Origin of the sequence: Mesorhizobium sp. WSM3873 (assembly GCF_001672445.1) — a bacterium.
Taxonomy (GTDB): domain Bacteria; phylum Pseudomonadota; class Alphaproteobacteria; order Rhizobiales; family Rhizobiaceae; genus Mesorhizobium.
The window spans coordinates 224633-236844 of the sequence record NZ_LYTM01000012.1; the positions used below are offsets into that span (position 1 = coordinate 224633).

The 12212-nt window shown below is 65.2% G+C and carries 10 protein-coding genes; 3 read left to right on the forward strand and 7 right to left on the reverse strand.

All coding sequences use genetic code 11. The features are described 5' to 3' along the window. Window positions 1-78: 78 nt before the first annotated feature. From carB to A9K71_RS10985, 3 genes are all read right to left on the reverse strand, one after another. Window positions 79-3570, reverse strand: coding sequence for a carbamoyl-phosphate synthase large subunit (gene carB, locus A9K71_RS10975; protein WP_066994558.1), 3492 nt, complete (start codon window positions 3568-3570; stop codon window positions 79-81). A gap of 370 nt (window positions 3571-3940) precedes the next feature. Next, window positions 3941-4711 (reverse strand): SH3 domain-containing protein, encoded by a 771-nt coding sequence (locus A9K71_RS10980; RefSeq protein ID WP_348626986.1) that lies wholly within the window; start codon window positions 4709-4711, stop codon window positions 3941-3943. Between the two features lie 427 nt (window positions 4712-5138). After that, entirely contained in the window at window positions 5139-5495 is a 357-nt protein-coding gene (locus A9K71_RS10985; RefSeq protein WP_066994564.1) for a helix-turn-helix transcriptional regulator, read from the reverse strand. A gap of 191 nt (window positions 5496-5686) precedes the next feature. Here A9K71_RS10985 and A9K71_RS10990 point away from each other — a divergent pair, with 191 nt between their 5' ends. Further along, window positions 5687-6865 carry an MFS transporter gene (locus tag A9K71_RS10990; protein WP_066994567.1) on the forward strand — a complete coding sequence of 393 codons (1179 nt, stop codon included), beginning with the start codon at window positions 5687-5689 and terminating at the stop codon, window positions 6863-6865. Between the two features lie 29 nt (window positions 6866-6894). Here A9K71_RS10990 and A9K71_RS10995 read toward each other — a convergent pair whose 3' ends face one another. Continuing rightward, entirely contained in the window at window positions 6895-7494 is a 600-nt protein-coding gene (locus A9K71_RS10995) for a LysE family translocator (RefSeq protein WP_066994945.1), read from the reverse strand. A 99-nt stretch (window positions 7495-7593) separates the two neighbouring features. Here A9K71_RS10995 and A9K71_RS11000 point away from each other — a divergent pair, with 99 nt between their 5' ends. Further along, window positions 7594-8460, forward strand: a complete 867-nt coding sequence (locus tag A9K71_RS11000) for a LysR substrate-binding domain-containing protein (protein ID WP_082980449.1) — start codon at window positions 7594-7596, stop codon at window positions 8458-8460. Window positions 8461-8510: 50 nt separating this feature from the next. Here the strand turns inward: A9K71_RS11000 and A9K71_RS11005 are convergent, their stop codons facing one another. The 3 genes from A9K71_RS11005 to A9K71_RS11015 all read right to left on the reverse strand — a co-directional run bounded on the left by A9K71_RS11005 (window position 8511) and on the right by A9K71_RS11015 (window position 11496). Continuing rightward, a complete protein-coding gene (locus tag A9K71_RS11005) occupies window positions 8511-9161 on the reverse strand; it encodes a dihydrofolate reductase family protein (RefSeq protein ID WP_066994573.1) in 651 nt (216 codons plus the stop codon). A gap of 97 nt (window positions 9162-9258) precedes the next feature. Then, window positions 9259-10101 (reverse strand): protein-L-isoaspartate O-methyltransferase, encoded by an 843-nt coding sequence (locus A9K71_RS11010; RefSeq protein ID WP_066994576.1) that lies wholly within the window; start codon window positions 10099-10101, stop codon window positions 9259-9261. 45 nt (window positions 10102-10146) lie between these two features. Next, window positions 10147-11496, reverse strand: a complete 1350-nt coding sequence (locus A9K71_RS11015) for an Nramp family divalent metal transporter (protein WP_066994584.1) — start codon at window positions 11494-11496, stop codon at window positions 10147-10149. Between the two features lie 228 nt (window positions 11497-11724). Between A9K71_RS11015 and mntR the strand changes: the two genes are divergently transcribed. Continuing rightward, window positions 11725-12177 carry a manganese-binding transcriptional regulator MntR gene (gene mntR / locus A9K71_RS11020; RefSeq protein WP_066994948.1) on the forward strand — a complete coding sequence of 151 codons (453 nt, stop codon included), beginning with the start codon at window positions 11725-11727 and terminating at the stop codon, window positions 12175-12177. Window positions 12178-12212: the final 35 nt, after the last annotated feature.

Consider the following 12212-nt stretch of genomic DNA (forward strand, 5'->3'; position numbering starts at 1 on the left):
GAGATCAGCCGTCATCGCGGCTTTCGCCAATCGCCAACGGTGCAGGATCGGCGAGGCGGCGAAGCTGCGCCAATAGCCTCACCCAAAATACTCCTGCAGCGGCCGAACCTCGAGGTTTCCCGCGCGCAGCGCCGCGATCGCCTCGGCCACGGCCGCAGCGCCCGACAGCGTCGTGTAGTAAGGCACCTTCTGCATCAGTGTCGCCCGCCGCAGCGACTTCGAGTCCGACACGGCCTTCTGGCCATCGGTGGTGTTGAAGACGATCTGGACCTGGCGATTGCGGATGGCGTCTTCGATGTGGGGGCGGCCTTCGAGCACCTTGTTGATCTTTTCCGCCGTCACGCCGTTTTCGGCGAGGAAGCGGGCGGTGCCGGAGGTGGCTAAGACCTTGAAGCCCTGCTCGGCGAGGCGTTTCACCGCCGGCAGAATCCCCTTCTTGTCTTCGTCGCGCACCGAGACGAACAGCGTGCCGGAGCGGGGCAGGTCGACATTGGCCCCTAACTGGCTCTTGGCGAAGGCCAGCGCAAAGTCGCGGTCGAGGCCCATGACCTCGCCGGTCGAGCGCATTTCCGGCCCGAGCAGGATGTCGACGCCGGGGAAGCGGGCGAAGGGGAAGACGGCTTCCTTGACCGCGATATGGCCGGGATTGCGCGCGTCGGGCATGGCGCCGTAATGCGCGAAGGCGTTTTCCAGCGTCTCGCCGGCCATGATGCGGGCGGCGATTTTTGCAATGGGACGGCCGATGGTCTTGGCGACGAAGGGCACGGTGCGCGAGGCGCGCGGATTGACCTCCAGCACATAGACCGTGCCGTCCTTGATGGCGTATTGCACGTTCATCAGGCCGCCGACATTGAGCGCCCGGGCAAGTGCGGCGGTCTGGCGTTCCAGCTCGTCGACGAGTTCCGGCTGCAGCGAATACACCGGCAGCGAGCAGGCGCTGTCGCCCGAATGGATGCCGGCCTCCTCGATATGCTCCAGGATACCGGAGACGAAGGTCTCCTTGCCGTCGCAGAGGCAGTCGACATCGACTTCGGTGGCGCCGGTGAGATAGGTGTCGAACAAAAGCGGGTTCTTGCCGAGCAGCGTGTTGATCTGGCCGGTCTTGTCGGCCGGATATTTCTGCTTGATGTCCTCCGGCACCAGGCCGGGCACGGTGTCGAGCAGATAGGTCTGCAGCATGCCTTCGTTGTAGATGATCTGCATGGCGCGGCCGCCGAGCACATAGGACGGGCGCACCACCAGCGGAAAGCCGAGCTCGGCAGCGACGAGGCGCGCCTGCTCGACCGAATAGGCAATGCCGTTCTTCGGCTGGGTGAGCCCGAGCTTGTGCAACAGCTTCTGGAAGCGGTCGCGGTCTTCGGCAAGATCGATCATGTCGGGCGAAGTGCCGAGGATCGGGATGCCGGCCTTCTCCAGCGCGTCGGCCAGCTTCAGCGGTGTCTGGCCGCCGAATTGGACGATGACGCCGACCAGTTCCCCGGAGGCCTGCTCGGCGCGCAGGATCTCCAGCACGTCCTCCGGCGTCAGCGGATCGAAATAGAGCCGGTCGGACGTGTCGTAGTCGGTCGACACGGTCTCCGGGTTGCAGTTGACCATGATCGCCTCGAAGCCGGCGTCGCGCAGCGCAAAGGCGGCATGGCAGCAGCAATAGTCGAACTCGATGCCCTGGCCGATGCGATTCGGGCCGCCGCCGAGGATGACGACCTTCTTGCGCGACGACACACGCGCCTCGTTGGCGAGCTCGCCGGCGAAGGGCGTCTCATAGGTCGAGTACATGTAGGCGGTCGGCGAGGCGAACTCGGCGGCGCAGGTGTCGATGCGCTTATAGACCGGGTGAACGCCGAGCCTTTGCCTGGTCTTCTGAATCGCTTCCGCGTCGGTTCTGGTCAGCGACGCCAGGCGTGCGTCGGAAAAGCCCATGGCCTTCAGCATGCGCAGGTTCGCCGCGTCCTGCGGCAGGCCGTGCTCGCGGATGCGCTCTTCCATGGCGATGATGCCGGCGATCTGCTCGAGGAACCACGGGTCGATCTTGCACATGGCGTGCACGTCTTCGAGCGAGGTACCCATGCGGATCGCCTGCGCCACCATGCGCAGCCGATCGGGCGTCGGCGTGCCGAGCGCGGCGCGGATGGCGTTGCGGTCGTCGACGTGGTCTGCCGAGCCAAGGCCGGGGATCTCGATCTCGTCGAGGCCGGTGAGGCCGGTTTCCAGTCCGCGCAGCGCCTTCTGCAGCGATTCCTGGAAGCTGCGGCCGATGGCCATGACCTCGCCGACCGACTTCATGGCGGTGGTCAGCACCGGCTCGGCGCCGGGGAATTTCTCGAAGGCGAAGCGCGGGATCTTGGTCACCACATAGTCGATCGACGGCTCGAACGAGGCCGGCGTCGCGCCGCCGGTGATGTCGTTCTCCAGCTCGTCGAGCGTATAGCCGACGGCAAGCTTTGCCGCGACCTTGGCAATCGGGAAGCCGGTCGCCTTCGAGGCGAGCGCGGACGAGCGCGAGACGCGCGGGTTCATCTCGATGACCACCAGGCGGCCGTCGGCCGGATTGACGGCGAACTGGACGTTGGAGCCGCCGGTCTCGACGCCGATCTCGCGCAGCACCGCGATCGAGGCGTTGCGCATCATCTGATATTCTTTGTCGGTCAAGGTCAGCGCCGGCGCGACGGTGATGGAATCGCCGGTGTGCACGCCCATCGGGTCGAGGTTCTCGATCGAACAGATAATGATGCAGTTGTCCGCCTTGTCGCGGACCACTTCCATCTCATACTCCTTCCAGCCGAGCACGCTCTCCTCGATCAGCACCTCGGTGGTGGGCGAGGCGTCGAGGCCGGACTGGACGATGTCGTAGAACTCGGCGCGGTTGTAGGCGATGCCGCCGCCGGTGCCGCCCATGGTGAAGGAGGGGCGGATAATCGCCGGCAGGCCGACATGGTCGAGCGCTTGCGCCGCGATCGCCATGGCGTGGCTGATATAGCGCTGCTTGCGGTCGCCTTCGCCGAGATTCCAGCGCGTCTCCAAAGCATCGAGCGCGGCATCGAGGTTTTCGGGGTTCTCGGCTTTGAGCGCGGCGCGCTCGGCCTCGTGGATCTTGCGGTCGGCGTCCTTGACCTCGGTGGCATTGGCCAGCATCGAGCGCGGCGTCTCCAGGCCGATCTTGCTCATCGCCTGGCGGAACAGCGCGCGGTCCTCGGCCTTGTCGATGGCATGCGCATCCGCGCCGATCATCTCGACATTGTAGCGGTCGAGCACACCCATGCGGCGCAGCGACAGCGCGGTGTTGAGCGCGGTCTGGCCGCCCATGGTGGGCAGCAGCGCGTCGGGGCGCTCCTTGGCGATGATCTTCGCCACCACTTCGGGCGTGATCGGTTCGATATAGGTGGCGTCTGCCAGCTCCGGATCGGTCATGATCGTGGCCGGGTTGGAGTTGACCAGGATGACGCGGAAACCCTCTTCCTTCAGCGCCTTGCAGGCCTGGGTCCCGGAATAGTCGAACTCGCATGCCTGGCCGATGACGATGGGGCCGGCCCCGATGATCAGGATCGACTTGATGTCGGTGCGTCTTGGCATGGTCTATGGATTCCGTTCGGCGAGCGGCTTGCACGAAAAACCGGGCGGGGAGGACCCGGCCGGTTGTGCTTGCGATTCTGGTATCAGGCTAGGAGGGCCTTATAGGGAAGAGTTTTGGCGGATGTAACCCCGAAAATGAGGGTTTTGCGGGTTGGCGTGACGGAACAAAACAGGCGTCTCATTCCTTCGCGCCCCCCTCTGCCCTGCCGGGCATCTCCCCCACGAGGGGGGAGATTGGACGTCACGACTGCTTTCGCCAATTTTCGACGGCGAAGAAAAAGCGAGGCGCCAAAACAGCCGATCTCCCCCCAAGTGGGGGAGATGTCCGGCAGGACAGAGGGGGCGCTGTCCCGCCGGCGTCTTCAGCCTATCAATTCCCCAGTGCCAGCTTATCCGTGATCTCAAAGCGCTCCGAAACGCCGATGCGGATCATGTTCAGGCTGCCTTCGCGGGTGAAGCGGAACTCGTCGGAGGAATCGGAGCCGGCCGGCTTGCCGTCATGGAAGTGGATGATGCGCGTGCCGCCGTCCGGCCAGGTCACGGTCACGACGCTGTCGCCGGCCTCATGTGCGACGCTGATCAGGCAGCGGGTCATCGGCTGGCCGATCCGGCGCGCGCAGGGGATGCCGTCGGTGGCGTCTGGGGCAGGGGTGTCGGACTCCGTGATTGCCGAGGCGGCGAAGGCGAGGGCGTAGGCATCCTGCATGGCGATGGCGCTGATATCGGCCGCGGAAGGAGGATCGGCCGGCTCGCTGCGACCCAGGCGCGCGGCGATGTCCGGCTGCGGTTCTTCAGAGGGCTCCGGCGCGTTCGCTTCCTGTGGCGGGCCGGCGTCAGTTGACGGCACGGCTGCATCCTCGGGCGCCGGGGCCGGGTTGTTCGGGCTGAGATAGCGGGCCGGCGCCCATCCGACGATATGCGCGTCCTGCGTGTCCTCGACCTTGCACCAGGGATACTTGTTGACGGTCTTGCAGCCGTAATTCTTCACGGCCGTGCCGTTGGGCAGGCGCGCCGCGATCTTTCCATCCGGGGAGGCGGTGGTGCGGATGTTGAGGAGATCGTCCGGGGCGAGGCCGCCGATGATCGAAATGATCATGCCTGGCGCGTCCTGGGCCAAAGCCGGCACGGCGGCCAGCAGCAAAGGTGCGGCGATCAGCAATGTCGATCGGAGCGTGACTTTGCGCTTCATCCTTAAATGCACTGCAATCCTGGCGTTTCCGCTCAATCAAATATGAACTTCGTTCAACCCTGGATATGAGCTGGGCTCAATCCTGAATATGAGCTTCGCTCAATCTAGATATGAGCTGCGCTCAATCTTTGTAAATCCGGTCCGCGGCGCGTGCGCCCATTCCGGCCGTCCCGCTGCTTCGGCCTGCTTTGCGGCAGCTTCATGGTCGTAGGCGATGGCGATCGCCTCGGAGCGGCCGGAGGCATCCAGCTCGACGATGCCGTAGCGCGCATGCCGGCTGCCCTGCTCGGAGACATGCGCCGGCTGCGTATTGTCGGAATAGGCGGGGCAGCCGACGCCAGCACCTTGCCATGGATATCGGCCAGAAGCGCAATGCGCATCAGGCGTCGATCTCGGCGTCGGCGGTGCCGACCGCTGGAAGCGCCTTGTCCTCGCCGGCGGCCGCGATCACGCTGTCGAGCAGGCCGGGGAAGCGCTTGTCGAGGTCGTCGCGGCGCAGGGTGATCAGCCGGCTGGTGCCGACCGCTTCGGTGCGCGTCACGCCCGCCTCGCGCAGCTTGGCGAGGTGGTAGCTGAGGTTGGTCTTGGAGGCGAGGTCGAGGAACTTGCCGCAGTTCATCGGCACGCCTTCCTTGCTGGCCAGAAAGCGCACGATGGCCAGCCGGGTCGGGTCGCCGAGCACGGCAAGCACGATCGGCAGGCTGATCTGATCGGCGGTCGGATGGGGCAAGGTCATGGCTGAGAATTAAGCGCAAACGGAACCAACTTCAACGCGTCTCCGCTTCTTGCTTGGTTACACAGCTTCCCGGTTTCTACGGCGTCCTGACACAGGGCTGTCAGCAGGGTTCGGCTAATTTGCCCGAGCTCCGTTGACATCATGCCCCTTCAGGTCCAATTGTTCAATAACTTTTGAACAAAGGATATCCCATGGACAAGCGGATCTTCTGGCTTGCGCTCGGATCGTTTGCGATCTCGACCGAAGGCTTCGTCATCTCCAGCCTTCTTCCCGATATCGCCGCGGATGCCGGCATCTCCGTTCCGCTCGCCGGCTCGCTGATCACCGCCTTCGCGCTCGCCTATGCGATCGGCGCGCCGATCCTGGCGACGCTGACCGGCGAGTGGGACCGGCGGCGCGTCATCCTGTGGACGCTGGTGTTCTTCGTAATCGGCAATATCGTCGCGGCGCTAAGCTCGTCCTTCGAATTGCTGCTCATCGCACGCATCGTCATGGCGCTGTCGTCCGGCCTGTTCGCGGCAACCGCGCAAGGCACGGCCGTGGCGCTGGTCGACGACCATCACAGGGCCCGCGCCATCGCGGTCGTGGTCGGCGGCACCACGGTGGCGGTCGCGGTCGGCGCGCCGCTCGGCGCGCTGGTGGCGGCGATTGCCGGCTGGCGCGGCACTTTCTTTGCCATTGCCGGCCTCGGTGCGCTTGCCGGGGCGATCCTGTGGTGGCGGCTGCCGCGCGGCATTGTCGGCACCAGGCTGCCGCTCAAGGCGCGGCTGGCTGCGGCGGTCCGTCCCGGCGTGTTGCCGATCCTGGTCACAACCGTGCTGGCGCTGGTCGGCGCCTTCACCGTCTTTGCCTTCATCGCGCCTCTGGCGATCGAGGGCGGCGGCCTCAGTCCGCTGGCGCTTCCCGGCATGCTGCTCGCATTCGGCGTTGGCGCCGTCATCGGAAACATCGCCGGCGGCCAGGCGGCGGACCGTTTCGGCGCGGCGCGCACGGTTTGCTGGTCGCTGGGGCTGAGCGCAGCGATGCTCGTTACCCTCTCGCTGATCCCGACCTTCCTGCCGCATTCGATCGCCGGGCCGGGGCTGATGGGCATGATGGTGCCGTGGGGCATCGTCGGCTGGGCCTTCCCGCCGGCCCAGGCGAGCCGGATCATCAAAATAGCGCCCGATGCCGCCCCGATCGTGCTCTCGCTCAACGCCTCGGCGCTCTATTTCGGCGTCGCCCTTGGCGCGGTGGTCGGGGGCGCGGTGCTGCGCTTCGGCGCGCCGGCCGATCTCGGTCTGGTCGCGGCTGTATTCCCGATCGTCGGGTTGGGTGTGGTGCTCGCGGGTCGCGCGCTCGCCCGCCCGGTCGCCATGCCGGCGGAATAGACTTCGCAAACCTGAAGGACTTGCCGGCCTCAGGCTGGCCGCCACATCTGCAGGATGGAGGCGGCCAGCAGCAGGCCAAGCACGATGTTGAGCGCGCGCCATTGCCGCTCGGTTCGGAGCAAACGTGCCAGCAGCGTGCCGGCTACGCACCAGAGCGACAGCGAGACGGCCGCGGCAAGGCCGAACACGGCGCCGAGCAGCAATGCCAACTGCAAGGGGCCGTCGGCAAGCGCCGCGAAGGAAGCGGCCGCACCCAGGCCCATTGCCCAACCCTTGGGATTCATCCACTGAATCCCGGCGCCGCCGAAGAAGCTGTTCGGCCTAGCCATGCTCACGTCGAGCTTGGGCGGGCCGCTGCGGCCGATCCTGATCGCCAGCCAGATCAGATAGAGCGAGCCGGCGATCTTCATCGCAAGCTGGAGCGAGGGGACGGCGGCGATCAGCCCGGCCAGGCCGGCAGCACCCGCCGCCGCTACCGACGCCAGTCCCGCGGCGCTGCCGGCCATCAGCGGCACCGATCGGCGAAAGCCGAACTGCGCCCCGGATGCCGTCGACAGCGTCGTGGCGATGCCGGGCGTCGAGGTCGAGATCAACGCGAACAGCACAAGGGGGATGATGGTTTCGGACATCCAAGCCTCCACGGTGGAAGGAGCCTGCATGTTAGGCGCTCGGCGCTATCAGTAAATGCAATGTTGGATATGGTCTGCATTAGTGATTATAATGCAGCGATGTTCCGCGATCTCGACACCTCACTTGTCCGCACCTTCGTGACGACGGCCGACAAAGCCAGCATGACGGCCGCGGCCAACGCCCTCAATCTGACCCAGGGCGCCGTCAGCCAGCAGATCAAGCGGCTGGAGGAGATCCTTGGCCAGATGTTGTTCGAGCGCGACCGCCGCGGCCTGAGACTGACGCGTTCCGGCGAGCGGCTGCTCGACAAGGGCCGGCGTCTCTTGCGGCTCAATGACGAGATCCTGGCGGAGATAAGCGGCAAGGCGGTCGCCGGCGGGGTGCGGATCGGCGTGCCCTACGATCTTGTCGGCACATTGCTGCAACCTGTTTTGAAAACCTACGCCGAAGCCTATCCGCAGGTGGAGATTTCGCTGGTCTGCGCCTCTTCGCCGGAACTCGCGGCGGCGCTGGCGGCGGGGACAATCGACCTTGCGGTCATCGAGGAGCGGGCCGGTCCGACGGCCGGCGAATGCCTGGTGGTCGACCGCCTGGTCTGGGTCGGCGCCAAAGGCGGCTCCGCGCGCCTGAAGCGGCCTTTGCCGATTTCCATGGTCGCGGATACCTGCGCCTTCCGTCCGGCGGTGCTGGCGGCGCTCGGCACGCATGGGCTCGATTGGCGCACCGTGTTCGAGAACGGCAACATCGACGCAACGACCGCAACGGTACGGTCGGACCTTGCGGTGACCACCTGGCTCGCCTCGACGGTTCCGGCCGACCTCGACATCCTGTCCGACGCCGACTTACCGGCGCTGCCGAATTTTTCCGTCAACCTGCACCTGCCGAAGCATGCGGTCACGCCGACGGCAGAGGCATTCGCCACTCATATCCGCGAGGGTCTGGCGCGGCATCGCCAGGCAGCGTGAGCGACACTTTTCGTTCCTCGCCCCCGCTTTGGGGGCGAGGAACCTTGGCGCTACTTCCAGTTCTTGCGCCGTTCGAGCTCGGCTTCGGAAGGCTGCTCTGTCGCAAAAGATCCGGTCTTGACGTCGCCGCCACGCTCATAGGTCGCCATGATGACACCCGTGCTGGTGGTTTGCGACTTGATGAGCTTGAAGGCGGCGGGCATCGCGTCATCGCCGAACAGGCGCTTTCCCTTGCCCAGCAACAGCGGGAAGATCATCAACCGGATCTCGTCGATCAGCCCATTGGCGAGCAGGGTCTGGATTAGATTGCCCGAACCCTGGATGAGCAGATCGGGTCCGTCTTCCTGCTTGAGCTGCCTGAGCCTGGCAACGACGTCTGGTCCAAGCGGCTGCGTGTTCTGCCAGGTCAGGCTATCCGGCCGATGCGTCGCGACATATTTGGTCGCCGGGTTGAAGGCATCTGCGATCGAATCTTTCTGATACGGCCAATACGCGGCGAAGATGTCATAGGTTCTGCGGCCGAGCAGCAGGGCGAAGGGCTTGGAGAACAATTCGTCCATTGCCTCCCCCGCCACCTCGTCAAAGTAATGGAAGGTCCAGCCGCCGAATTGAAAGCCGCCGACCGGGTCTTCTTCCGGGCCGCCCGGAGCCTGCATGACGCCGTCGAGGCTGACGAATGTGGCGGCGATGATCTTGCGCATCTGTCTTCTCCCTTTTCGTGATCCGCGCCGTCGCGGCCGGATTTCGGCCTAAGGACGGGCGACGAGCCTACGTTCCGACACAGGCTCCCGCAGATTTCTATCGTTCGCTGTCGGCGCGCATGGCGCGGGACGAGAACCAGACATCGCCGAACACGGCAGTGGCAGTGCGATCGGGCGCCTTGTCCTCACTCAGCCAGATCGAGCGCGTGCGGCTGGCGCGTTCGCGAGTTGGCACTCTTGCCTCCGGGCCGGCGAGGGAGGCGCCGACGCAAGGGATGAACCAGGAACCCATGAAGGGCCTGCAGGCGAAACCCGCCTGCATGCGGGTGACCAGCACGGCGAGGCCGATTCGCTGCGCCGGCCGCCAGGGGAAGATCAGCCGGCCGCCGGGCCTGAGCGCCCTCAGCCACGCAGGGGGCGGGGCAATGACGGCAGCATTGACATAGATGATGTCGGAGGGCGGCAGCGGGCCGGCGACAGCGTCGCCGGCAACGACCTCGACATTGCCATAGGCCGCGAGGTTCACCTTGGCTTGCGCGGCGAGATCCGCTTCGATCTCGAAGGCGGTGACGCTGCCGCCGGGCTCGACCAACCTTGCCAGCAGCGCGGTATAGTAGCCGGTACCGGCGCCGATATGGGTGACGGCTTCGCCGGGTTTCGGTTCGACCTTGCCGATCCACATGGCGTGCAGAACCGGTTCGCCGTTGTTGATGCCCTTGTCGGCATCGAGCACCACCAGCACGTTCTGGTAGATGTAGCCGGGATCGGCAGTCGGGGTTTTGAACGCCCCGTCGCCGGCAAAGACGGTCCAAGGTCCAGGGCCGAGAAAGGCCTCGCGCGGCACGGAGGCGAACGCCTCCTCGATGCGGGGATCGGCGGAGCGCGCATGCGCGGCCATCAGTTTGGCGTAGAATTTTCGGGCGTCGTCCGAAACGGTCATGCTTTCAGAAGATAGCGCGGCCGGCCGGGATGTCGCGGCTCGAACTCAGCCGGCAAAAGTGTCGAAGAGCAGCTTGAAGTTGAGCACCAGGATGATCGCCGCGACTACCCAGGCGAGTGCGGCGACGCCGCGCGAGATGGCGAAACTGCCCATCTTCTTGTTATCCGAGACGAACTGCACCAGCGGCACAACGGCGAAGGGCAACTGCATCGACAGGATGACCTGGCTGAAGACCAGGAGTTGGGCCGTTCCCTTTTCGCCGTAGAGCGCGGTGACGATCACGACGGGGACGATGGCAAGGCCGCGCGTCAGCAGGCGGCGCGCCCATTGCGGAATGCGCAGACGCAGGAAGCCTTCCATCACGATCTGGCCGGCGAGCGTCGCGGTGACCGTCGAGTTGAGCCCGGACGCGAGCAGCGCGACCGCGAACAGGATCGAGGCAATGCTCAAGCCCAACAGCGGCGACAGCAGTTCAAAAGCCTGACCGATCTCGGCGACATCCTGGTGCCCGGTGCCGTGGAAGGCCACTGCCGCGACGATCAGGATGGACGCGTTGACGAACAGCGCCAGGATCAGTGCGATGGTCGAGTCCGTAGTCGCCCACTTGATGGCATCGCGCTTGCCCGCATCGGTGCGCTCATAGGCGCGGGTCTGCACGATCGAGGAGTGCAGGTAGAGATTGTGCGGCATCACGGTGGCGCCGATGATGCCGATGGCGATGTAGAGCATCGTCGGGTTGGTGACGATCTCGGGCGACGGCACGAACATCGAATGCAGGATTGTGCCTGCGGGCGGGACGGCGACGAAGATCTGGATGGCGAAGCAGCCAAAGATGATGATCAGGAGCGCGACGACGAACGCCTCGAGATAACGGAAGCCCCTGTTCATGAGCAGCAGCACAAGGAAGGCGTCGAGCGCGGTGAGGACGGCGCCGCCGATCAGCGGGATGCCGAACAGGAGCTGCAGCGCAATCGCCGTGCCGATCACCTCGGCGAGGTCGCAGGCGATGATCGCCAGTTCGCAGGCGATCCAGAGCAGGAAATTTACCGGACGCGGATAATAGGCGCGGCAGGCCTGCGCGAGGTCGCGGCCGGTGGCGATGCCGAGGCGGGCGGCCAGCGCCTGCAACAGGATCGCCATCAGGTTCGACAGCATGATGATGAAAAGCAGCGTGTAGCCGAACTGGGCGCCGCCGGCGAGGTCTGTCGCCCAGTTGCCCGGGTCCATATAGCCGACCGAGACCATATAGCCGGGACCCATGAAGGCGAACAGGCGGCGGAACCAGAGACCGGTGTCGGGCACCCTGATCGAGGCATTGACCTCGCGCAGACTGGGCTGCTCAGTCTCATCGGAGCGGGCAAATTGCCACGAGGGACGGGACACTGCTTCTGACATCGGGGGGTCCGCTGGAAGGGTATCGAGGATCGCCACTATGTATGCTAAGGCTGAACATTATGCAACAGGCTATACTTCATTGTTCAAGCTCTTGTGATGCAGGCCGACAGGCGCCGCGTGCAGCAGCAAACGCCGGGTTGCGCCGACCCGGGAATGCAAATAAACGGCCAGAGCAGCTACGGTCCGTGCTATGAGTGCGGAGCCGATTCAGCCATGAAGGAGCGCGTATTGGCGCTGAGGAACAGACCAGTTCGACGCGAAAAGCCGCTTCCTGATGCCGAAATCCATTCGGAAGGGTTCAGGCAGACCCGCGAAGCGCGCCGCAGCGCGCTTGTCGAGGACTATGTCGAGCTGATCGCCGATCTGATCGAGGACGGAAACGAGGCCCGTCAGGTCGATATCGCGGCCAGGCTTGGCGTCGCGCAACCCACCGTGGCAAAAATGCTGACACGGCTCTGCGCCGATGGGCTGGTGTCCAGGAAACCCTATCGCGGGGTGTTTCTCACGGACGCCGGTCGCAAGGTGGCGCAGGAGAGCCGCATCCGTCACGAGACTGTCGAAGCCTTCCTGCGCTCGCTCGGTGTCAGCGCCGAGACGGCACGGATCGATGCCGAGGGCATCGAGCACCATGTCAGCGCCGAGACGCTGGATGCATTTCGCAGGGCGATGACGACACGCTGAGCCCCGCCAGCGTTAAACTTCCCGACCGACGAGTC